The 21,651-nt window shown below is 64.7% G+C and carries 18 protein-coding genes; 9 read left to right on the top strand and 9 right to left on the bottom strand.

What is annotated here, in order from left to right; all coding sequences use genetic code 11:
• Positions 1 to 9 precede the first annotated feature (9 nt).
• From nagA to C1D09_RS09645, 4 genes are read right to left on the bottom strand one after another with little or no spacing between them, the layout of a single operon-like run.
• Positions 10 to 1,182 carry an N-acetylglucosamine-6-phosphate deacetylase gene (gene nagA / locus C1D09_RS09660; RefSeq protein WP_143974045.1) on the bottom strand — a complete coding sequence of 391 codons (1,173 nt, stop codon included), beginning with the start codon at positions 1,180 to 1,182 and terminating at the stop codon, positions 10 to 12.
• Positions 1,179 to 2,213 (bottom strand): SIS domain-containing protein, encoded by a 1,035-nt coding sequence (locus C1D09_RS09655; protein ID WP_143974044.1) that lies wholly within the window; start codon positions 2,211 to 2,213, stop codon positions 1,179 to 1,181. The genes nagA and C1D09_RS09655 overlap by 4 nt, the downstream gene beginning before the upstream one ends.
• Positions 2,210 to 2,992, bottom strand: coding sequence for a GntR family transcriptional regulator (locus C1D09_RS09650; protein WP_143974043.1), 783 nt, complete (start codon positions 2,990 to 2,992; stop codon positions 2,210 to 2,212). The genes C1D09_RS09655 and C1D09_RS09650 overlap by 4 nt, the downstream gene beginning before the upstream one ends.
• Positions 2,989 to 3,870 (bottom strand): glucosamine kinase nucleotide-binding domain-containing protein, encoded by an 882-nt coding sequence (locus C1D09_RS09645; protein ID WP_143974042.1) that lies wholly within the window; start codon positions 3,868 to 3,870, stop codon positions 2,989 to 2,991. Before C1D09_RS09645 ends, C1D09_RS09650 begins: the two co-directional genes overlap by 4 nt.
• 198 nt (positions 3,871 to 4,068) lie before the next feature.
• On the opposite strand from C1D09_RS09645, the gene C1D09_RS09640 reads away from it, so the two are divergent.
• The 7 genes from C1D09_RS09640 to C1D09_RS09610 all read left to right on the top strand — a co-directional run bounded on the left by C1D09_RS09640 (position 4,069) and on the right by C1D09_RS09610 (position 10,923).
• On the top strand, positions 4,069 to 4,998 hold the full coding sequence (locus C1D09_RS09640) for an N-acetylmuramic acid 6-phosphate etherase (protein ID WP_167514546.1): 930 nt from the start codon (positions 4,069 to 4,071) through the stop codon (positions 4,996 to 4,998).
• Positions 4,999 to 5,115: 117 nt separating this feature from the next.
• Positions 5,116 to 6,375: an ABC transporter substrate-binding protein gene (locus tag C1D09_RS09635; protein ID WP_143974041.1), complete on the top strand. Its 1,260-nt coding sequence runs from the start codon at positions 5,116 to 5,118 to the stop codon at positions 6,373 to 6,375.
• A gap of 234 nt (positions 6,376 to 6,609) precedes the next feature.
• Positions 6,610 to 7,539, top strand: coding sequence for a carbohydrate ABC transporter permease (locus tag C1D09_RS09630; protein ID WP_143974040.1), 930 nt, complete (start codon positions 6,610 to 6,612; stop codon positions 7,537 to 7,539).
• 9 nt (positions 7,540 to 7,548) lie between these two features.
• Positions 7,549 to 8,388 carry a carbohydrate ABC transporter permease gene (locus C1D09_RS09625; protein ID WP_010912697.1) on the top strand — a complete coding sequence of 280 codons (840 nt, stop codon included), beginning with the start codon at positions 7,549 to 7,551 and terminating at the stop codon, positions 8,386 to 8,388.
• Complete coding sequence (locus C1D09_RS09620; protein WP_143974039.1) at positions 8,385 to 8,846, top strand: DUF4304 domain-containing protein; 462 nt, start codon at positions 8,385 to 8,387, stop codon at positions 8,844 to 8,846. Before C1D09_RS09625 ends, C1D09_RS09620 begins: the two co-directional genes overlap by 4 nt.
• A 6-nt stretch (positions 8,847 to 8,852) precedes the next feature.
• Positions 8,853 to 9,908: a Gfo/Idh/MocA family protein gene (locus C1D09_RS09615; protein ID WP_143974038.1), complete on the top strand. Its 1,056-nt coding sequence runs from the start codon at positions 8,853 to 8,855 to the stop codon at positions 9,906 to 9,908.
• Between the two features lie 16 nt (positions 9,909 to 9,924).
• The gene (locus C1D09_RS09610) at positions 9,925 to 10,923 is read left to right on the top strand and encodes an ABC transporter ATP-binding protein (RefSeq protein WP_143974037.1); all 999 of its coding nucleotides are present in this window, start codon (positions 9,925 to 9,927) and stop codon (positions 10,921 to 10,923) included.
• Positions 10,924 to 11,102: 179 nt separating this feature from the next.
• Here C1D09_RS09610 and C1D09_RS09605 read toward each other — a convergent pair whose 3' ends face one another.
• The 5 genes from C1D09_RS09605 to C1D09_RS09585 form a co-directional block, all read right to left on the bottom strand.
• A complete protein-coding gene (locus C1D09_RS09605; RefSeq protein ID WP_143974036.1) occupies positions 11,103 to 11,948 on the bottom strand; it encodes a fumarylacetoacetate hydrolase family protein in 846 nt (281 codons plus the stop codon).
• Between the two features lie 190 nt (positions 11,949 to 12,138).
• A complete protein-coding gene (locus C1D09_RS09600) occupies positions 12,139 to 12,870 on the bottom strand; it encodes an SDR family oxidoreductase (protein WP_032932457.1) in 732 nt (243 codons plus the stop codon).
• A 188-nt stretch (positions 12,871 to 13,058) separates the two neighbouring features.
• On the bottom strand, positions 13,059 to 15,431 hold the full coding sequence (locus C1D09_RS09595; protein WP_143974035.1) for an aldehyde dehydrogenase family protein: 2,373 nt from the start codon (positions 15,429 to 15,431) through the stop codon (positions 13,059 to 13,061).
• A gap of 67 nt (positions 15,432 to 15,498) precedes the next feature.
• A complete protein-coding gene (gene deoC / locus C1D09_RS09590) occupies positions 15,499 to 16,545 on the bottom strand; it encodes a deoxyribose-phosphate aldolase (protein WP_143974034.1) in 1,047 nt (348 codons plus the stop codon).
• Positions 16,546 to 16,724: 179 nt separating this feature from the next.
• Positions 16,725 to 17,552 (bottom strand): ferredoxin--NADP reductase, encoded by an 828-nt coding sequence (locus tag C1D09_RS09585; RefSeq protein ID WP_143974033.1) that lies wholly within the window; start codon positions 17,550 to 17,552, stop codon positions 16,725 to 16,727.
• Positions 17,553 to 17,773: 221 nt separating this feature from the next.
• On the opposite strand from C1D09_RS09585, the gene C1D09_RS09580 reads away from it, so the two are divergent.
• Positions 17,774 to 19,858 (top strand): hydantoinase/oxoprolinase family protein, encoded by a 2,085-nt coding sequence (locus tag C1D09_RS09580; RefSeq protein ID WP_143974032.1) that lies wholly within the window; start codon positions 17,774 to 17,776, stop codon positions 19,856 to 19,858.
• A 16-nt stretch (positions 19,859 to 19,874) separates the two neighbouring features.
• Positions 19,875 to 21,617 (top strand): hydantoinase B/oxoprolinase family protein, encoded by a 1,743-nt coding sequence (locus C1D09_RS09575; RefSeq protein WP_143974110.1) that lies wholly within the window; start codon positions 19,875 to 19,877, stop codon positions 21,615 to 21,617.
• Positions 21,618 to 21,651: the final 34 nt, after the last annotated feature.

Raw genomic sequence — 21,651 nt, 5'->3', positions numbered from 1 at the left:
GCCCCGCCTTCAGCGTGAAGCGCCGGCCTCGAACACCTTGTCGCCGCCGATCCAGACGCTTCCTATGCCAAGATCGTCCGACAGCGCAACGATGTCGGCCGCCGTGCCGTGGGCCAGGCGGCCAAGCCGGTGCGACTGGCCGATCGCCTGCGCCGGATAGAGCGAGGCCATGCGCAAGGCCTCGGACAGATCGACACCGACGACATCGTGCATGAACCGGACAGCCGAGATCATGTCGAGATCGGCGCCGGCCAGCGTGCCGTCGGCAAGCCGGAGGCTCCCGTCCTTGCGGTGGATGGTGCGGCCGTTGAGCGTGAACGAGGTCATGGCGGTGCCGATCGTCGCCATCGCATCGGTGACCAGCACGATCTTGCCCGGTCCCTGTTTGGCGTCGAGCGCGATGCGGATGGTTGCCGGATGGACATGGATGCCGTCGGCGATCAGCCCGGCGGACAATGTGCCGATGCCGATGGCCGCACCGACGAGGCCAGGCTCGCGGTTGCCGATCTGGCTCATCGCGTTGAACAGATGGGTGACCACGCCGGCACCGGCTTCGGCGAAGGCTTTTGCCGTGGCGTAGCCCGTGTCGGAATGACCGAGGCTGACGATGATGCCGGCCTTGGCCAAGGCCGCAACGCGCGCCGGATCGACGGATTCCGGCGCGATCGTGGTGAGCAGCACCGGCAGTTTCGGCCGCGCCGCGATCAGCGTCGCCTGGTCGGCATCCGTCATCGGCCGGATCAGTGCCGGATCATGCGCGCCCTTGCGCGCGATCGACAGATGCGGGCCTTCGAGATGCAGGCCGAGGAAGCCCGGCACCTTTTGCTGCGCGGCGGCCTCGCCGGCGGCGATGGCGGCAGCGGTGATCGCGGGCGTGTCGGTGATCAGCGTCGGCAGCAGCGCCGTCGTGCCGAAGGGCGCATGCGCCCGGCATATGGTTTCGATCGAGGCGACATCTGGATGATCGTTGAGCATGACGCCGCCGCCGCCATTGACCTGGATGTCGACGAAGCCCGGCACCAGCATGCCGCCACCGGTGTCGGCGGTGCGGATATCGGAGGGGATAGCGCCAGAGGGCGAAATAGCCTCGACCAGCCCGTCGCGCACGACGAGTGCCGCATCGTCATGCCAGTCGTCACCATCGAAAATGCGGGCGCCAGTCAGGGCAAAACGGTCGCTCATACGGTCTCCGTCACCTTGCGAAGATTGCGCGGCGTGTCCGGATCGAGGCCGCGATGGCGCGCGAAGGCCTCGACGAACACGTAGAACGAAACGATCAGCGTCAGCGGATCGGTCAGCGGGTGACCGGTGGCGACATGCGGCAGGCGGGTGGCGCGGTTGGCAAGCGCCGAGGTGACGAACACCGGCGCCCCCTTTGCCGCCAACCCGTCGGCCGCCTCGGCGACGGACGGTTCCGAGGCATCGCGCGCGGCCAGCGCCAGCACCGGAAAGTCGGGGCCGATCAGCGCCAGCGGACCGTGCATGACCTCGGCCGCGCTATAGGCCTCGGCATGCATGCCGCAGGTTTCCTTGAACTTTAGCGCCGCCTCGTTGGCCATTGCCGCCGACGGGCCGCGGCCAAGGATGAACAGCGATTTCTGCTTCTCGATGGTTTCGGCCAGCACGCTCATCCAGTCGCAGGCGATCGCCTTGCCGAAATGCGCGGGCAAGCGGGCCAGCGCTGCCAGAAGCGCTTCGTCGCCGGTGGAATGCGCCATCAAAGCGAGACCGGCGACGGCGGAATTGACGAAGGTCTTGGTCGCCGCGACGCTGCGCTCGGGTCCGGCAAGGATGTCGATCGCATAGTCCGAGGCGCGCGCCAGCGGCGAGTCGGCGGTGTTGGTGACTGCGATGGTCAGCGAGCCGCCGGCGCGGGCGGTTTCAGCCATGGCGACGATGTCGGGGCTCTTGCCCGATTGCGAGATCGCGAGACACGCCGAGCCGTCGAGCCTCAGCTTGCGGCCATAGATCGAGGCGATGGACGGACCGACCGAGGCGACGGCGAGGCCCGCGGTCAGCTCCACGGCATATTTCATGAAGGTCGCCGCATGATCGGACGAGCCGCGCGCGACGGTGACGACGAAATGCGGCTCGCGCTCCTTGATACCGCGCCCGGCTTCGGCGAGCACGGCGCCGGAGCCGTCGAGCAGGCGGGCGACGGCCTCGGGGATCTCCTCGATCTCGCGCTGCATATGGGTGATGTTGGAGATCATGGTCGGCCCTCTTCGTTCGGCCCTGTCAGCCGCAGTTCGGCGACGAAATCATAGGCGTCGCCCCGGTAGATGGATCGGGTGAATTCGATCACCTTGCCGCTCGCCAGGTAGGAGATGCGTTCGATATGCAGGCCGGCGACACCGGCCGGCACCTCGAGCAGGCGTGCATCGCTGTCGCCGAGATTGGCGGCTGAGATGCGCTGCACCGCCCGCACCGGCCGGTTGCCGGTCAATTCCAGCGCGGCATAGAGCGAGGAGCCGATGCCCGCCGGGTCGGGCAACGCACTGGCCGACAGCGAGGCGCGTTCGATCGCCAGGGGGGTGTCGTTGGCAATGCGCAGGCGAGCCACGCGCGCCACCAGCTCGCTCGACGACAGGCCAAGCACCATCATCTCGTCGGGCGAGGGCGCGTAGAGGCCGCGGTCCAGCCATGCCGAACGCACCGCCATGCCGCGCCGCGCCATGTCTTCGGTAAACGAGGTCAACCGCGACAGCGATTGCTCGACGCGTTCCATGCGCGGCGCGACGAAGGTACCGGAGCCGTGGCGCTGCACGAGGATGCCGCCCTTGACCAGGTCCTGCACCGCCTTGCGCACGGTGACGCGCGAAATGTCGGCCTTGGTGGCGATATCTCGCTCGGAGGGCAGCGCATCGCCCGGCCCGATCAGCCCACGGTTGACCGCGTCCTCGATGCTTTTGCGCAGCTGCAGGTAAAGCGGCGCGCCGCTTTGCGCGGATTGCTTCAGCGTGGCGAAGATCTGGTCGGCGGCGTCGCTCATCGCGCTGCCTCCACCGGCCTGGCGAAAAGCCGGACCGCCATCTGCACCGCGCCGCCCAGCGCGTCGTCGAGCGGCGGCTTGAGCAGTGCCCGGTAGCGCGCCGACAGGCGCGGCGCATAAAGCGGCGCCAGTCCGCCAAGCAGGCAAAGCGGCGCGTCGTCCGAAAGGCCGAGTGCGCCCAGCGAGGCCTCGACATCGCCGACCGCCTTGTCGACGATCCAGTTGGCGACGGCATCGCCCTTTTGCGCATGCTCGAACACTTTGGGCGCGAAGCCGCCGAAATCGCCCGGCTTGGCATTGGTGGTGAATTCGACCACGTCCTCGGGATTGTTGCGGAAGATGGCCATCATGGCGTCGGTCAGCGGCGAAGCCGTGCGCACGCCGTCATGGGCAAGCAGCGTCTGTTCGAGCAGGTCGCGGCCGATGCGGGCGCCGCTGCCCTGGTCGCCGACCTGGAAGCCCCAGCCGCCGATGGCACGCGACGTGCCATCCTTGCGCGCCATATAGGCGGTGCCGGTGCCGAGGATGGCCATGGCGCCGTCGCCGGAGCCGACGGCCCCTTCGAGCGCGATCTCGGCATCGGTCTCGACGCGGCTGATGCTGAACGGCAGGATGGCTTCGAGCTGCTGCCGGTAGGTGCCGACATTGGCACCGGCAAGGCCGAGAACGGCCGGCGTTTGCGGGATGAGTTCGGCATCCTGCCCGGCGGCGATGAAAGCCTGCCGCGCGGCATCGACGATGTTCGAGCGCGCGCCGGTGAGGTCGGTGCGGATGTTGGCGGCGCCGCTTTTGGCACGGCCAATGACCGTACCTTCAACCGTTGCCAGGGCGGCCCTGCAACTGGTGCCGCCGCCATCGATGCCGAGCACGAATTTCACGCGATTTCTCCTCCGGGCGGATAATACCAATAAAATACCAATAGCCAAGGGTTAATTTCCGTTTCAAAAAGATTAAGCCGTATTCTACTGAAAGCCCTGCATTTTTCGTCGGCTCAGCGATTTCCTGTCCGCGATTTCGTTAATGCGTGTGGACAAGTGGTATTTTTTTGGTATTGTTCCGGTATCGGAGGAACGCTGATGGCTGAAACGCGCACCGAAGCGCTTCACAGAAATGCCGAGGGGCTGGATATCCAGGCCCCGGAAGCCATCCTTGTTTCGCTGGCCGATGCGCAGATCGAAGCCGCAAAGGCGGTCCGCAACGCCATCCCCGCCATCGCCAAGGCAGCCGAGATCATCGCCGGGCGACTGAGCGGTGGCGGCAAGCTTGCCTATGCCGCGGCCGGCAGTTCCGGCCTGATGGCGCTGGCCGACGCCCTGGAACTTCCCGGCACGTTCGGCATCCGGCGCGACCGTATTGCCATCCTGATCGCCGGCGGCGACGAGGCCTTCAAGACGCTGGCCGGCGGCCCAGAGGACGATACGGAGGAAGCCGCGGTGGCGGTCGCCAAGGCCGGCATCGGCGCGGGCGATTGCCTGATCGCCCTTTCCGCCAGTGGCACCACGCCCTATGCGGTGCGCGCCATCGAGGAAGCTGCCAGCCGGGGTGCGGCCACCATCGGCATTGCCAACAATCGGGACTCGGCCCTGCTTCGTCAGGCGGAAATCGCCATCCTGCTCGAAACGCCGCCGGAAGTGATCGCCGGCTCGACGCGCATGGGCGCCGGCACCGCGCAGAAGATCGCGCTCAACATGCTGTCGACGCTGACCGCCGTCCATCTCGGCCATGTCCATGATGGCTACATGGTCAATCTCACGGCCGACAACATAAAGCTGCGCGACCGCGCCGCGCGCATCGTCGCCGCCATCAGCGGGCGCGACAGGGACGAAGCCGCCCGGCTGCTCGAAAAGAGCGGCGGCGCGGTCAAGACCGCCATTCTGCTCGCCGCCGGCGCCGACAGCGCCGATGCGGCGCACAAGATACTGGAAGAGGCCGGCCAGAAGCTGCGGCCAGCCCTTTCCAGGCTCGAGCATGATCCCGGAAAAGATCATGCTCGAACAAGGAAGTAGGGCCTATTTCATCCCGATTTCCATCGGGACGAAACGGGCTTGCGAGGGGAGCAAGGGGTCAAAAGCCTCTGTTCTCATCAAAACCGAACCTGAAAAAGGTCAACAGGGAGACTGAGCATGACAACGAAATTACTGACGGCACTGCTTCTGGGCACCAGCATTCTCGGCTCGGCCGGGTTGGCTCACGCCGAGGACGTAACGCTCAACATCGAAAGCTGGCGCGGCGACGACCTTGCCATCTGGAAGGACAAGTTGATCCCGGCCTTCGAAGCCAAGAATCCCGGCATCAAGGTGGTGTTCGCGCCATCGGCGCCGACCGAATATGACGCCGCCCTTGGCGCCAAGCTCGCCGCCGGCTCGGCTGGCGACCTGATCACCTGCCGCCCCTTCGACAAGTCGCTTGAACTCTACAAGAAGGGCAACCTCGCCGATCTCTCGGCGCTGCCCGGCATGGAGAACTTCTCGCCCGTCGCCAAATCCGCCTGGCAGACCGATGACGGCAAGGCGAGCTTCTGCGTGCCGATGGCGTCCGTCATCCACGGCTTCATCTACAACAAGGATGCCTTCGACAAGCTCGGCATCAAGGTGCCGACGACCCGCGACGAGTTCTTCGCCGCGCTCGACAAGATCAAGGCCGACGGCACCTACATCCCGATGGCGATGGGCACCAAGGACCTCTGGGAAGCCGCGACCATGGGCTACCAGAACATCGGCCCCAACTACTGGAAGGGCGAGGACGGCCGCGCTGCGCTGATCAAGGGCACGCAGAAGCTCACCGACAAGGACTGGGTCGCTCCCTATGAGGAACTGGCCAAGTGGAAGCCATATCTCGGCGACGGCTTCGAGGCGCAGACCTATCCGGACAGCCAGAACCTGTTCACGCTCGGCCGCGCCGCCATCTACCCGGCCGGCTCGTGGGAAATCGGCCTGTTCAACACCCAGGCCCAGTTCAAGATGGGCGCCTTCCCGCCGCCGGTCGAGAAGGCCGGCGACACCTGCTACATCTCCGACCATACCGATATCGGCATGGGCCTGAATGCCGCCTCAAAGCATGCCGACGCCGCCAAGACCTTCCTGTCCTGGGTGGCCTCGCCTGACTTCGCCACCATCTACGCCAACGCGCTGCCGGGCTTCTTCAGCCTGAACTCCTCGCCGGTGAAGATGGCGGACCCGCTGGCGCAGGAATTCGTCTCCTGGCGCGGCAAATGCAAGTCGACGATCCGCTCGACCTACCAGATCCTGTCGCGCGGCACGCCGAACCTCGAAAACGAGACCTGGGTTGAATCGGCCAACGTTATCAACGGCACCGACACGCCGGAAGCCGCGGCCAAGAAGCTGCAGACCGGTCTCGACAGCTGGTATAAGCCGGCGAAGTAACAGCTCAGGCAACGGAGCCGGCCGGGCGCATGCCTGGCCGGTTCCGAATACCCCGTTCAGATGGCGATTGTCGGCGCCGCCTCGTGGCCTTACCCTTGCTCGTCTTGGGGAAGGCTAGCTGACCAGTCGCAGGCCTCCGTTCTTGCCGCACCGGCAAGGATGTCTGGGCCGAGCATCGAGGCATCATCTAGCAACAACATCGTCTGGAACCGAGAGACGGCGGGAACCGAACTCATGGCCGCAGATATCCGACCGAAAAGACCGTTCCGCTGGCATATCGCCATCTTCCTGGCGCCGGCCGTGCTCGTCTATACGGCAATCATGATCCTGCCGCTCGCCGGTACGCTGCAGCTGTCGCTGTTCCGCAACATCGAGCAGCACCAGGTCTTTGTCGGACTGGACAATTTCCGCACCCTGTTCGGCGACCCCAACTGGTCGGTGAATTTCTGGAACGCGCTGCGCAACAACGTCTGGTTCTTCATCATCCATATGCTGGTGCAGAACCCGATCGGCGTCATGCTGGCAGCCCTCCTGTCCAGCCCGAGGCTTAGATTCGCGGCCTTCTACCGCACGGCGATCTTCGTGCCGACCATCCTGTCCTTCGTCATCGTCGGCTTCGCCTGGAAGCTGATCCTCTCGCCCCTCTGGGGCGTGGCGCCGCACATGATGGACCTGGTTGGCCTGAAAAGCCTGTTCACGCCGTGGCTCGGCAAGGAAGAATACGCGCTTACCGCGCTCAGCCTGATCTCGGTCTGGCAGTTCGTCGGTATCCCGATGATGCTGATCTACGCTGCACTCCTGTCGATCCCCGACGAGGTGATCGAGGCCGCCGAATGCGACGGCATAACCGGCCTGTCGCAGTTCTGGAAGATCAAACTGCCGCTGATCCTGCCGTCGATCGGCATCATCTCCATCCTCACCTTCGTCGGCAATTTCAACGCCTTCGACCTGATCTACACCGCGCAGGGCGCGCTCGCCGGGCCGAACTATTCGACCGATATTCTCGGCACCTTCCTTTATCGCGCCTTCTTCGGCTTCCAGCTGCAGGTCGGCGATCCCAATATGGGCGCGGCCATCGCCACGATGATGTTCCTGATCATCCTCGGCGGCGTCTGCGTCTACCTCTTCCTCGTCCAGACGCGCCTGCGTCGCTACCAGTTCTGAGGGCAAGAGATGAGCACCGCCACCCGTTCGCTGCCCCGCACCATCGGCGCCCACGCGATCCTGTTGACCTACACCGCGATCGCGCTGTTTCCGGTGATCCTGGTCATCATGAACTCGTTCAAGTCCCGCGCCGGCATCTTCGGCGCGCCGCTGACGCCGCCGACGCCGAAGACATTCGACCTGATCGGCTACACCACGGTGATCGGCCAGGGCGACTTCATCCACTACTTCCAAAACAGCCTTGTCGTCACTGTCGCCTCGCTGTTCTTCGTGCTGCTGTTCGGCGCCATGGCGGCCTTCGCGCTGTCGGAATACCGCTTCCGCGGCAATTCGCTGATGGGGCTCTATCTCGCGCTCGGCATCATGATCCCGATCCGGCTGGGCACCGTCGCCATCCTGCAATTGATGGTGGCGAGCGGGCTGGTCAACACGCTGACGGCGCTGATCCTGGTCTACACCGCGCAAGGCCTGCCGCTGGCCGTCTTCATCCTGTCGGAATTCATGAAGCAGGTATCCGACGATCTCAAGAATGCTGGCCGCATCGACGGCCTGTCGGAATACACCATCTTCTTCCGGCTGGTGCTGCCGCTGGTGCGGCCATCGATGGCGACGGTCGCCGTCTTCACCATGATCCCGATCTGGAATGATCTGTGGTTCCCGCTGATCCTGGCGCCGTCGGAGGAGACCAAGACGGTGACGCTCGGCGCGCAGCTCTTCCTCGGTCAGTTCGTCACCAACTGGAACGCCATCCTGGCAGCACTCTCGCTGGCGATCATGCCTGTGCTGATCCTCTACGTCATCTTCTCGCGCCAGCTGATCCGCGGCATCACGTCGGGAGCCGTCAAGTGAGCGACGGCCGAAAGATTATCGTGCAGGCGCTTGTCGAGACAGCGAGCCGCTATGGATTTCGAGGCGTTCGCGCCACGAATTTCTACAGGGAATGGCCGGAGACGATCTGCTTGCTGAACCTTCAGAAATCTTCCTGGGGGCCGCAATTCTATATCAACGCCGCTGTCTGGTTCAGGCGGCTTGGTCCGGAGCGCCGGCCGAAGGAATACAAATGCCACATCATCTGGCGGCTCGACTCTCTGATGAGCGACGAGCAATCCAAGGCATTCGAGGAGGCGCTCAATCTGGATCGTTCGATCCCGGATGACCGGAGATATTCGCTGATCAAAGAGGGTATCGAAACATACGGTTTCGGACTTCTGGCGCGTTGCGAAAGCGAAGAGGCTGCTCTGCAGACCGCCGATGAAAAGGGGCCGAATGTGAGGGTGGCTCTCGCGGCCCGCAGGCAAGAAAAGTAGATTGAAATGGTCCAATCCCTTCGCGTCGTCGTCGCCGGGCTCGGCAATATGGGCCGCAGCCATGCGCTGGCCTATCATACCAATCCGGGCTTCGAGATCGCGGCCCTCGTCAACCGCTCCGACGTGCCGCTGCCGGACGGGCTGGCGGGCTATGGCATCAGGCGCTCCTTCGACGAGGCGCTGCGCGAGGAAAAGCCCGATGTCGCCTGCATCGCCACCTATTCCGACAGCCATGCCGACTACGCCGTGAAGGCGTTCGAGGCCGGTTGCCACGTCTTCGTCGAGAAGCCGCTGGCAACGACGGTGGCTGATGCAGAACGCGTGGTCGCGGCCGCCAAGGCCAACGGCAGGAAGCTGGTGATCGGCTATATCTTGCGCCACCATCCGTCCTGGATCAGGCTGATCGCCGAGGCGCGCAAGCTCGGCGGTCCCTATGTCTTCCGCATGAACCTCAACCAGCAATCATCAGGCGATACCTGGGAGACGCACAAGCAATTGATGCGGACGACATCGCCGATCGTCGACTGCGGCGTGCACTACCTCGACGTCATGCTGCAGATCACCGACGCGAAGCCGGTGGAGGTGCGCGGCATGGGACTGCGGCTGACGCAGGAGGTGGCGCCGGCAATGTACAATTACGGCCACCTGCAGGTGCTGTTCGATGACGGTTCGGTCGGTTGGTATGAGGCCGGCTGGGGTCCGATGATTTCCGAAACCGCCTTCTTCGTGAAGGACGTCATCTCGCCGAATGGCTGCGTGTCGATCGTCATGAAGGAAGGTGTGAAGTCGGATGACATCGATACCCACACCAAGACCTCGACCATCCGCCTGCACAGTGCGGCGACCGGTCCCGACGGAAAATTCGCCAAGCAAGACGAAATGCTGTCGATGGCGGGCGAACCCGGCCACCAGGACCTCTGCGACCTCGAACAGGCCTTCGTGCTGAAGGCGATCCGCGAGGATCTGGATCTCACCCGCCACATGGACGACGCGGTGAAGTCGCTCGCCGTCTGCCTTGCCGCCGACGAGAGCGTGCGCAGCGGCGCAGCCGTCAAACTCTAAAGCTAGGAACAATATTGTGGGCTCGCTGAAGATCGAGAATGTGAAGAAGGCCTTCGGGCCGGTCGAGGTGCTGAAGGGCATCAACCTCGACGTGACTGATGGCGAATTCGTCGTCTTCGTCGGCCCGTCGGGCTGCGGCAAGTCGACCTTGCTCAGGGTCATCGCCGGGTTGGAGGATTCGACCTCGGGCCGCGTGGTCATCGACGGGCAGGATGTCTCCGTCACGCCGCCGGCCAAACGCGGCATCGCCATGGTCTTCCAGACCTATGCGCTCTATCCGCATCTTACGGTGAAGAACAATATGGGCCTCGGTCTCAAACAGGCCGGCACGCCGGCGGCCGAGATCGATCGCCGCATTGGCATTGCCTCGTCAATGCTGTCGCTGGAGCCCTATCTCGAAAGGCGCCCGGCCGAACTCTCCGGCGGCCAGCGCCAGCGTGTCGCCATCGGCCGCGCCGTGGTGCGCGAGCCCAAGCTTTTCCTCTTTGACGAGCCTTTGTCGAACCTCGATGCGGCACTGCGCGTCAACACGCGGCTTGAGATCGCGCAGCTGCACCGCCGGCTCAAGGCAACCATGATCTACGTCACCCACGACCAGGTCGAGGCGATGACGCTGGCCGACAAGATCGTGGTGCTCAACGCCGGCCGCATCGAGCAGATCGGCGGCCCGATGGAGCTCTACAATTCACCGGCAAACGAATTCGTGGCCGGCTTCATCGGCTCGCCGAAGATGAATTTCATCGACGGTGCGCGCCTCGGCGAGACGGCCAAGACCATCGGCGTGCGGCCGGAACATCTGACCGTCGATCCGAAGTCGGGCAGCTGGAAGGGCACCGTGGTCCATGCCGAGCATCTCGGCGCCGACACCAATCTTTATCTCGATTGCGAAAAGGCCGGGCTGATTACGGTACGGATCTTTGGCGTGTATGACGCCGAGCCGGGCGCGACGCTTTATGCGACGCCGGATCCGGCGAAGACCTATCGGTTTGGCGCCGATGGGAAGACGATCAAGTAGCGCGGGACCGCGCTCTCCCTTCCCCCCTTGTGGGGGAAGGTGGATCGGCGCGTTAGCGCCGAGACGGATGGGGGGTGCTCAGCGAAGTGAGACGTCGGCGTTCCCTGGAGCACCCCTCATCCGACCTCGCTTCGCGAGGCCACCTTCTCCCGCAAGGGGACAAGGTAAGGAGCCGCCGCCTACAAATCAGCCTTGAACGTCTGCTTCTGCTGGCCGAGGCCCTCGATGCCCAGTTCCACCACGTCGCCGGCCTTGAGGAACACCGGCGGCTTCATGCCGAGGCCAACACCGGGCGGGGTACCTGTCGAGATGATGTCGCCAGGGTGCAGCGACATGAACTGGCTGAGATAGGACACCAGATATTTGACGCCGTAGACCATGGTCTTGGTAGAGCCGTTCTGCATGGTCTTGCCGTTGACGGTCAGCCACATCTTCAGGTTCTGCGGATCGGCGACTTCGTCCTTAGTCACCAGCCACGGGCCGGTCGGGCCGAACGTGTCGCAGCTCTTGCCCTTGGTCCACTGGCCCTGGCGTTCGGCCTGGAAGGCGCGCTCGGACACGTCATGCGCAACGGCATAGCCGGCGACATAGTCGAGCGCATCGGCTTCGCTGACATATTTCGCCGTCTTGCCGATAACCACGGCGAGCTCGACTTCCCAGTCGGTCTTTTGAGAGCCGCGCGGGATCAGCACGTCGTCATCGGGACCGACGATCGCCGAGCTTGCCTTCATGAAGATGATCGGCTCCGGCGGCACGGTGGCGCCGGTTTCGGCGGCGTGGTCGGAGTAGTTGAGGCCGATGCAGATGAATTTCCCGGTGCCGGCGACGCAGGGGCCGAGGCGAGGCTTGCCGGAAACCGCCGGCAGCGACTTCGCGTCAAGCTTGCCCAGCATCTCCAGCGAGGCCGGATGAAGCGTGGTGCCGGCAATGTCGGTGACATGGGCGGAGAGATCGCGGATCGTTCCATCCGCATCGAGCAGGCCGGGGCGTTCGCTCCCCGCCTCGCCGTAGCGCAGCAGTTTCATCTAATCCTTCTCCTGGTTGCGGCCTCGCGGCCTTTTGCAAAATCTCTCCCCGAGGCGATGGCTCCCCGAGCAGCCGGGCGGACCGTACCCATCGACCTCTTCCCGGGCAAGCACGGACAGCTGTTGGGCGTTCCGGCACCCTGGATTTTCAGACTTCCCGATCCGGCAAACGTTAGCGCGCGGCCCGATCTCAGATCGACCAGCCGCCGTCGATATTATAGGCCTGCCCGGACGTATAGGTCGCGCCGGCCAGGTAGACGGCGAGATCGGCGATTTCCTCCGGCGTGCCGAGCCGGCCCATCGGCTGGCGCGCGATGAAGGCGGCGCGGGCCGCCTCATAATCGCCTTGCGCGTGCATGCGGTCCTGCAGCGACGGGCTCTCGACGGTGCCTGGGCAGATGGCGTTGCAGCGTATGCCCTTGCCGACATAGTCGGCGGCAATCGCCTTGGTCAGGCCGATGACAGCGGCCTTGGTGACGCCATAGGCAAAGCGGTTCGGCACGCCTTTGCCGGCGCCGGCAACGGAAGACATGTTGACGATCGATCCGTCGCCGCGCTCCAGCATGCCGGGCAGCACGGCCCTGATGGTGCGGATCATGGCGCGGACATTGAGGTTGAAGGCGAAATCGAGATCGCCATCCTTCATCTCCAGGATCGAGCCGGAATGGACGAAGCCGGCGCAGTTGAACAGCACGTCGACGCGGCCGATCTCGGCGAAGGCGGTGTTGACCGCCTCGTCGTTGAGCACATCCAACTTGCGGGTCTTGATTCCAGGCGTCTTGGCGAGTTCGGCGAGAAGCGTCTCGTTGATGTCGGTGGCGTGGACGGTGGCTCCAGTCTTGGCGAAGGCCAGCGCGCTCGCCTTGCCGATGCCTTGCGCCGCCGCCGTGATGACAACGACCTTGCCTGCCAGATCCGCCATGCCTTTTTCCTCGCCTGCTTGGGTCAACTGCCTTTATCGGCGGCCGGCCGAGGCGTCATGTGCCAGTCAGGCTCGATTGTGCGGCCTGTGTCGCAGCCAGTTCACTGATAAAGATGTTTTTTCTCGTTAAAGAACATATGTGCGGGCGTCAAGCCCGAACACGATCACAGTGCGACAGCCCGCGAATGTCAGTCGCCGTAAGGCACCCAGACATTCTTGACCTCGACGGCGCGGCGCAGGAAAGCATCGCCGGCCGCCTCGTCGGATGCCCAGTCGAGGCCGCGGCCATTGCCGCTCCAGACGCGTTTGAGGTTGCCAATGGACTCGGCTTCCGCCTTGGCGCAGGTCTCGGCATCGGCGAACACCCAGAGCCCGTCGACATCGTCATGCTTGGCCAGCACGCCGGCAAGTTCGGCGCTGCGGCCGGTGACGATGTTGATAGCGCCGGCCGGAACGTCGGAATATTCGATCACCTGGTAGAGATCGGTGGCGAGCAGCGGATAGCGTTCCGAAGGCACCGCGACCACCGTGTTGCCCATGGCCAGCGCCGGCGCCACCAGCGAGATCAGGCCTAGCAGCGGCGAAGCGTCCGGCGCGACGATGCCGACGACGCCGACCGGCTCATGCAGCGCCAGCGTCACCGCGCGGGCCGGCGGCTGGTGCACGCGCCCCTCGAACTTGTCGGCAAGGCCGGCATAGAGGAACAGCCGTTCGATCGATTGCTCCACCTCTTCCCGCGCGGCCTTGGCATTGGCGCCGGTCAGCTCGCTGAGACGGGCGGCAAACTCGCCAGCGCGGCCGGAAAGATTCTCGGCCAGATAATAAAGCACTTGCGAGCGATTGTAGGCGGTGGCTTCCGGCCAGCCTTTGCAGGCGCGCGCGGCGGCAACCGCGTCACGGATGTCCTTGCGGTTGCCAAAGCCGACTTCACCGGCCAGCTTGCCCTTGGCGGTGGCGACGGCCAGCGAATAATTGCCGTCCGGCCGCACCTGCTTGCCGCCGATGAACAGTTTCGCGGTGCGGTCGATGGCCGCGCCGTCAGCCTGCTCGACCGGCTGCGCGGAGACCGTTGCCGACTTGATGACCGGGCCGAGCGGCAGTCTTGCCGCGAGATATTCGAACATGCCCTCGCGCCCGCCCTCGCGGCCGAAGCCGCTTTCGCGGTAGCCGCCAAAACCGCAGGCGGCATCGAACATGTTGGTGCCGTTGACCCAGACGACGCCGGCCTTCAGCTGCGGCGCGACATGGAGCGCGAGGTTGACGTTCTCACTCCACACACTCGCCGCGAGCCCATAGCGCGTGTTGTTGGCAAGCTCGATCGCTTCCTCGGTGTTGCGGAAGGTCATGGTCGCCAGAACTGGCCCAAATACCTCTTCCTGCGCCAGGATATTAGCCGGCGAAACGCCGGTGGCGAGCGTCGGCAGATAATAATAGCCGGAGGCTGGCAGCGCCGCGTCCGGCTGCCAGCAGACGGCGCCCTGCTTCGCGCCTTCGGCGACCAGACCCTTGACGCGGTCGAGCTGCGTCAGATCGACCAGCGGACCGATATCGGTGTTCTTGTCGAGCGGAGCGCCGACGCGCAGCCGGCTCATCCGCGTCTTGACCTTGGCGATCAGGGCTTCGGCGATGCCTTCCTGCACAAGGAGCCGCGATCCGGCGCAGCAGACCTGCCCCTGGTTGAACCAGATGCCGTCGACCAGGCCTTCGACGGCGCTGTCGAGATCGGCATCCTCGAAGACGATGAAGGCCGATTTGCCGCCGAGCTCCAGCGACAGTTTCTTGCCCGACCCGGCGGTGGCTTTCCTGATGATCTTGCCGACTTCCGATGAGCCGGTGAAGGCGATCTTCTGGATGCCGGGATGGTTGACGATGGCCGCGCCCGCTTCCGGTCCGCCCTGCACGATGTTGACGACGCCCTTCGGCACGCCGGCGCGCTCGCAGATCTCGGCGAACAGGATGGCGGTGAGCGGCGTGAATTCGGCGGGCTTCAGCACCACCGTGCAGCCGGCGGCCAGCGCCGGCGCGATCTTCCAGGCCAGCATCAGCAGTGGGAAATTCCATGGGATGATCTGGCCGACGACGCCGACTCCCTTGTGCCCGGGAAAATCCTTGTCCAGCGCCTGCGCCCAGCCGGCGTGGTGGATGAAATGGCGGATCGCCAGGGGCACGTCGATGTCGCGGCTTTCGCGGATCGGCTTGCCGTTGTCGATGGACTCAAGCACCGCGAACAGGCGCTGATGCCGCTGCATGGCGCGGCCGATGGCATAAAGCACTTTGGCGCGCTGATAGCCTGAACTGGCGTTCCATTTCGGCAGCGCTTTGGTGGCGGCCGCAACCGCCGCGTCGATATCGGCGGCACTGGCGTCGGAAACCTTGGCCAGCAGCTTGCCGGAAGACGGCTCGCTGGTGTCGAAGGTCTTGCCGCCGGAAGCGGCTTTCCAGCTGCCGTCGATGAACAGCGCCTTGCCGAAGTCGCGCGCGGCAAGCCAAGCATCGGCCTCGTTGCGGGTTTCAGGCGCCGGACCGTATTCCATGGCGTGATAGCGGTCGAGAATATTCATGGGGTGCCTCCTTCACCCTTCCCCTTCGCGGGGAGGGTCGACCGGCCAAGCCGATCGGGGTGGGTGCTCAAGCCATTGCGTGGCGGTGATTGGCCGAATAGTGACCGGTCAGATGGTGCTCGAGCTGCCGCTCGATGTCGGTCAAAAGGCTGGACGCGCCGAAGCGGAACAGCTCCGGTTCCAGCCATGGCCGGCCGAGTTCCTCCTTCATCAGCACCAGCCAGTCGAGCGACGCCTTGGCGGTCGAAATGCCGCCGGCAGGCTTGAAGCCGATGAGATAGCCGGTTTCCTCGAAATAGGCCCTGATGGCGCGCACCATGGCGAGGCCAACGGGCAGCGTGGCGTTGACGCTTTCCTTGCCAGTCGAGGTCTTGATGAAATCGGCGCCCGCCATCATCGCCACCATCGAGGCCAGCATGACGTTGCGCAAAGTGGCGAGGTCGCCGGTGCCCAGAATGACCTTCAGATGCGCGTCTCCGCAGGCAGCGCGCATCGACACGATCTCGTTGTAGAGCTCCCGCCACTTGGCGCCGAACACCAGCCCGCGCGGGATGACGACGTCGATCTCGTCGGCGCCGTCGCGCACCGAAGCCTCGATTTCCTGCAGCCGGGTCGACAGGGGTGCCAAGCCATGCGGGAAGGCGGTGGAAACGGCGGCGACGTGGATGCCTGTGCCGCGCACGGCATCGACGGCCGTGGCGACGAAGGGGTGGTAGACGCAGACGGCGGCCGGCCGGATGGGTTCCCCTGCGATGCCGAGGCCTTCGACGATGTCACGGCGAAACGGATTGATCGCCTTGGCGCAGAGCCGGCGCACGCGCTCCTCCGTGTCGTTCGAGTTGAGCGTCGTCAGATCCATGCAGGCGACGGCGCGCAGCAGCCAGGCCGCCTGGTTATCGGCCTTGATCGAGCGCCGCTTGGTCAGGCTGGCGACGCGCCGTTCGAGCGCCGAGCGGTTGACGCTGCGCACCGATTCCATGAAGCCGAGGTCGAGTTTCATGCCGGGATTGCGCGCAATGCGATGATCCGGCGGTATCGGGGTGTTGGCGGCGGCGCGGGCCGGCAGCGGCGTCACCTTGGTGCCAAGATCGGCTTCGCGGATTGTGCTGCTCATCTCCTGCCCTTTCATTCAGCGACTTGCGCTTATGTCTTGGTGCGCGTCGTTTCCCGACAAGATAGCCCGTGAAGCCACGCTTCACGAGTCCTCAAGCGAGGGATAGCCGAAAAAGGCCGCGAAAGCAGCTAGTTTTTGACCGCATGGTCAAAATGCAGGTTTTGAGGTCGGCGTGCGGCTCAGCCGACGAAGGCGCGCTCGACGACGAAAGTCGCGGGATGGCTGAGCGAGCCTTCCTGGAAGCCGAGGCTTTCGGCGAGTTCCTTGACGTCCTTCAACATATGCATCGAGCCGCAGATCATGATGCGGTCCGTTTCCGGATTGAGCTTCTCGATGCCGAGGTCGGCGTAGAACTTGCCCGAACCGATCAGCGCGGTGATGCGGCCCATGCAGGCCGATTCTTCGCGGGTCGTCGAATTGTAGAGCGTCACGCGCCCGGTGGTCAGTTCGCCGATCAGCGGGTCGCTTTCCAGGCCCGCCACCAATTCCTGGCCGTAGGTCAGCTCGGCATTGTCGCGGCAAGTATGGGTCAGGATCAGCTGGTCGAATTTCTCATAGGTGTCGGGGTCGCGCAGCAGGCTGGCGAAGGGCGCGATGCCGGTGCCGGTCGAGATCATGAACAGCCGCTTGGCCGGGGTCAGCGCGTCGACCACCAGCGTGCCGGTCGACTTCTGGCGCATGATGACGGTGTCGCCGACCTGGACCTTCTGCAGTTCCGAGGTCAGCGGGCCGTCCGGCACCTTGATCGAGAAGAATTCAAGCTCTTCGTCCCAGGCCGGGCTTGCCACCGAATAGGCGCGGAACACCGGCTTCTCGGCATTGGGCAGGCCGATCATGACGAATTCGCCGGAGCGGAAGCGCAGCGACTGCGGGCGGGTGATGCGGAACGAGAACAGCCGGTCGGTGTAGTGCTTCACCGAGACGACCGTTTCGGCATAGACATTGGCTGGAATCGGGAACTGAAGCGGGCGGGCGCCGGCGGTGTTGAAGGCGGATGTGGTGTTCATCAAATCCAACTTTCTGGCCCAACCGGGGACGCGGGCGCCAAACCTTTTCCTGCACGTCCGGACCGTTCAGGTCCCGGCGTGCTGCTCGCACACTCCCAAAGCGGTAAGCTCTTGTGTCCCGAATTTATTAGTATACAAACGATATTTGCGTCAAGATACCGGCGCGAAACACCTTTCCAAACTGCGCCATATCCGTAGTCCCAGCATTTCGGGTTTCGACAATGGAAGAGAATTTTTCGGTGCAGCCGCCGGATTCCCTGGGCAGCGTCGTGGCCGGCATCGATGTCGGCGGCACCTTCACCGACCTGCTTCTGGTCGACGGCCGGCACGGTGGCAAGGTGCATATCGCCAAGACCCCGACGACCGTCGACAACCAGGCCTTCGGCGTGGTTTCGGCGCTTGGCGCCACCGGGTTTGCGATCGACGGCATCGACCTCATCGTGCATGGCACGACCACCACCACCAATGCCGTGCTCGAGCGCCGGCTGGCCAAGACCGGCATGATCACCACGCGCGGCTTTCGCGACGTGATCGAGCTTGGCCGGCGCACGCGGCCGCACCCCTATGGCATGACCGGCACTTTCGTTCCCGTCATCCCGCGCAATCTCAGGCTCGAAGTGTCGGAACGCGTCGAGGCCTCGGGTGCGGTAAACACGCCGCTCGACGAGGCCGAAATGCGCGAGGCAGTGAAGGCGCTGATCGCGGCCGGCTGCGAATCCCTGGTGATCCATTTCCTACATTCCTACGCCAACCCCTCGCATGAGCGGCGCGCCGCCGAGATCGCCGCCGAACTCTGGCCGAACGGCTACATCACCACGGGCCACGCGCTGCTGTCGGAAGCGCGCGAATTCGAGCGCGGCGTCACCGCGTCGGTCAATGCCTCGGTGCAGCCGATTCTCGAACGCTATGTCGAGCGGCTGCGCAAGGAATTGGCCGCCAAAGGCTATGCCCGCGACTTCCTGATCATGAACGGCAATGGCGGCATGATCTCGGCCCGCTTCGTCACACGTGAATCGGCCAAGACCGTAATGTCCGGTCCGGCCTCGGGCGTCATCGCTGCCGCCTATACGGGCAAGCGCGCCGGCTTCGACAACCTCGTCACCTACGACATGGGCGGCACCTCGACCGACGTGGCGCTGATCCGCAACGCCGAGCCGGCGGTCTCCAACGAGATCGAGATCGAATATGCCATGCCGATCCATGTGCCGATGGTGGCGGTGCACACGGTCGGCGCCGGCGGCGGTTCGATCGCCCGCGTCGACGCGGCCGGCCTGATCCAGATCGGCCCGGAAAGCGCCGGCGCCAATCCCGGCCCGATCTGCTATGGCCGCGGCGGCCTGGAGCCGACGATCACCGACGCCAATCTGGTGCTCGGCCGGCTGGCGCCGAAGAAGCTGCTGGCCGTTGAAAACCCGGTCACAGTCGAGCGCGTCACCGGCGTCTTCGAGGACAAGATCGGCAAGGCGACCGGACTGTCCGGCGTCGAGGCGGCGGGTGCGGTGCTGCGGCTCGGCAACATGAAGATGGCGGGCGCCATCCGTATGGTTTCTGTGTCGCGCGGCCATGATCCGCGCGATTTCGCGCTGTTTGCCTTCGGCGGCGCCGGCCCGCTTCATGCGACAGCGTTGGCGCGCGAACTCGGCCTGCCCCGCGTGCTGGTGCCGGCACGTCCCGGCATCACCAACGCGCTCGGCTGCGTCGTCGCCGATCTGCGCCATGACTTCGTCAACACCATCAACCAGCCGGTCTCGGTTCTCGACGAAACCCAGCTGCACCAAGTATTGGAACGGCACCGAAACGAAGGCGGGGAACTGATCGGCAAGGAGGCGGTGAAGCCGGAGACGATCCGCGTCAGCCATTCCGCCGACATGCAGTTCGTCGGCCAGACCCACATCATCAATGTGCCGCTGCCGTCCTCGTCGGTGACCCGGCAGGAGCTGCAGGCCCTGTTCGAAAAGGCATATTTCGCCCGCTTCAAGGTCGAGCTGCCGGAAATCCGCGCCAACCTGGTCAACCTCAACACTTCGGTGACCGGCGTGCGCCCGGCGATCGACCTGTCGCGGCTGATCGACCCGGCCGGGCGCGCCGGGACGCTGGACGAGGCGCGTCGCGAGATCCGGCCGGTCTGGTATGCGGGCCGATGGCACGACACGCCGGTGTATGCGCGCGAAAAGCTGCCGCTCGATGCCGTTATCGAAGGGCCGGCGATCCTCGAACAGATGGACGCCACCACCGTGCTCGAGCCCGGCGACCGCGCCCGCTGCGATGCCGACGGCAACATCATCATCGACATTGGCGAGGCCTGAGATGTCTCACATTGATATGGCCAAGCTCGACGCCATCACGCTTTCGGTCCTCCAGGCCGCGCTGCAGCAGGTCTGCGACGAGATGGATCTGACATTCTCCCGTGCGGCGTTCTCGCCGGTCATTGCGGAAGCCAACGACCGCTCCGACGGCATCTATTCGGCCGTCGACGGCTCGCTGATCGCGCAGGGAAGCCAGGGCCTGCCGGTGTTCGTCGGCGTCATGCAATATTCGACGAGGACGGTGATCGAGATGATCGCGGACGGCCGCTGCCTGGCCCCTGGGCCGGGCGACATCTACATTGTCAACGACCCCTATCTTGGCGGCACCCATCTGATGGATGTGCGCTTCGCCATGCCGGTCTACAGGGACGGCAAGATCTTCTGCTGGCTGTCCAACACCGGCCACTGGCCCGACATTGGCGGTTCGGTGCCCGGCGGCTTCTCGGCCTCCGCGACCGCGGTCGAGCAGGAAGGCCTGCGGCTGCCGCCGGTCAAACTGTTCAAGAAGGGTGTGCTCGATCCCGAGATCTACGCCATCATCTGCTCCAACATCCGTGTCGCCGACCAGCGCATCGGCGACATCAGGGCGCAGGCCGCGGCGCTGCTGATCGGTCAGGATCGGCTAAACGAAATCCTGGATCGTTACGGGAGCGAAACAGTGGTCGAGGCGATCGCCGAACTGCGCCGCCGCGCCGCCGAGCAGATGCGCGCCAACATAGCCGCCATTCCCGACGGCACTTATCATTCGAAGGCCTTTGTCGATTCCGACGGCGTGGTCAACGAACCGCTGACCATTGCGCTTGCGGTGGAGAAACAGGGCGACACGCTGACCTTCGATTTTTCGGGCTCGTCCAAGCCTTGCGCCGGGCCGATGAACAGCGTGCTGGCGACGACCTTGTCCTCGGTCTACCTCGCCATGCGCCACATTTTCCCGGATGTGCCGATCAGCGCCGGCGCCTTCGAGCCGCTGATCGTCAAGCGGCCGGAAGGCACCTTCCTCGATGCCAAATATCCGCGTCCCGTGTCGGGCTGCGCGGCGGAAGTCTCGCAGCGCATCGCCGAGGCGGTGTTTGCGGCCATGGTCCAGGCATTGCCCGACAAGGTGACGGCCGCACCCGCCGGCTCCAGCGGCAATTTCGCGCTCGGCGGCAACGACCCGGTGCGCGGCCGCGACTACGTCATGTACCAGATCTCCGGCGGCGGCTATGGCGGCAATTCTGGCCATGACGGGCTGACCAATGGCTGCTCGACCATCGGCATTTCCAAATCGCCGCCGGTCGAGATCATGGAGCAGGCTTTTCCGGTGCTCTACCGCCACTACGCGCTGCGCGAAGGCTCGGGCGGCGCCGGCAAGCATCGCGGCGGCTTCGGCCTCGCCTATGAGGTCGAGATCCTGCGCGGCGATGCGCGGGCCTCCTTCGTCATGGATCACGGCCGTTTCGGCCCGCAAGGCGCGCTCGGCGGAAAGGACGGCGAGCCCAACAGCGTGACGGTCTTCCGGGGCGGCGTGGAGCATGTGCCGCCGCATCTGTCCAAGGAGCAGGACATTCCGCTGAAGGCCGGCGACCGCGTGCGCGTCGGCACGCCGGGCGGTGGCGGCTATGGCGACCCGCGCGAGCGTGACGCCGGTCTTGTCCTTCGCGATGTGGCGCTGGGGTACTACACCTCAGCGCAAGCCAGCGAGAAGTTTGGCGTGGTCCTGTCGGCGGGTGACCTCACGATTGACCGCGAGGCGACGGACAGGCAGCGCGCCGGCTAAACACCGCATCCGCCACGGCGTGGATCGCGCATCG

Source organism: Mesorhizobium intechi, from assembly GCF_002879535.1.
GTDB classification, from domain to species: domain Bacteria; phylum Pseudomonadota; class Alphaproteobacteria; order Rhizobiales; family Rhizobiaceae; genus Mesorhizobium; species Mesorhizobium intechi.
Note: the sequence above shows the minus strand (reverse complement) of the source record. Positions and strands in the feature narration are given on the sequence as shown.

Excerpts from the sequence above, each read along its gene's own strand:
- nagA (WP_143974045.1), bottom strand. The coding sequence starts at position 1,182 with ATGAGCGACCGTTTTGCCCTGACTGGCGCCCGCATTTTCGATGGTGAC.
- C1D09_RS09655 (WP_143974044.1), bottom strand. The coding sequence starts at position 2,213 with ATGATCTCCAACATCACCCATATGCAGCGCGAGATCGAGGAGATCCCC.
- C1D09_RS09650 (WP_143974043.1), bottom strand. The coding sequence starts at position 2,992 with ATGAGCGACGCCGCCGACCAGATCTTCGCCACGCTGAAGCAATCCGCG.
- C1D09_RS09640 (WP_167514546.1), top strand. The coding sequence starts at position 4,069 with ATGGCTGAAACGCGCACCGAAGCGCTTCACAGAAATGCCGAGGGGCTG.
- C1D09_RS09635 (WP_143974041.1), top strand. The coding sequence starts at position 5,116 with ATGACAACGAAATTACTGACGGCACTGCTTCTGGGCACCAGCATTCTC.
- C1D09_RS09630 (WP_143974040.1), top strand. The coding sequence starts at position 6,610 with ATGGCCGCAGATATCCGACCGAAAAGACCGTTCCGCTGGCATATCGCC.
- C1D09_RS09625 (WP_010912697.1), top strand. The coding sequence starts at position 7,549 with ATGAGCACCGCCACCCGTTCGCTGCCCCGCACCATCGGCGCCCACGCG.
- C1D09_RS09615 (WP_143974038.1), top strand. The coding sequence starts at position 8,853 with ATGGTCCAATCCCTTCGCGTCGTCGTCGCCGGGCTCGGCAATATGGGC.
- C1D09_RS09605 (WP_143974036.1), bottom strand. The coding sequence starts at position 11,948 with ATGAAACTGCTGCGCTACGGCGAGGCGGGGAGCGAACGCCCCGGCCTG.
- C1D09_RS09600 (WP_032932457.1), bottom strand. The coding sequence starts at position 12,870 with ATGGCGGATCTGGCAGGCAAGGTCGTTGTCATCACGGCGGCGGCGCAA.
- C1D09_RS09595 (WP_143974035.1), bottom strand. The coding sequence starts at position 15,431 with ATGAATATTCTCGACCGCTATCACGCCATGGAATACGGTCCGGCGCCT.
- deoC (WP_143974034.1), bottom strand. The coding sequence starts at position 16,545 with ATGAGCAGCACAATCCGCGAAGCCGATCTTGGCACCAAGGTGACGCCG.
- C1D09_RS09585 (WP_143974033.1), bottom strand. The coding sequence starts at position 17,552 with ATGAACACCACATCCGCCTTCAACACCGCCGGCGCCCGCCCGCTTCAG.
- C1D09_RS09580 (WP_143974032.1), top strand. The coding sequence starts at position 17,774 with ATGGAAGAGAATTTTTCGGTGCAGCCGCCGGATTCCCTGGGCAGCGTC.
- C1D09_RS09575 (WP_143974110.1), top strand. The coding sequence starts at position 19,875 with ATGGCCAAGCTCGACGCCATCACGCTTTCGGTCCTCCAGGCCGCGCTG.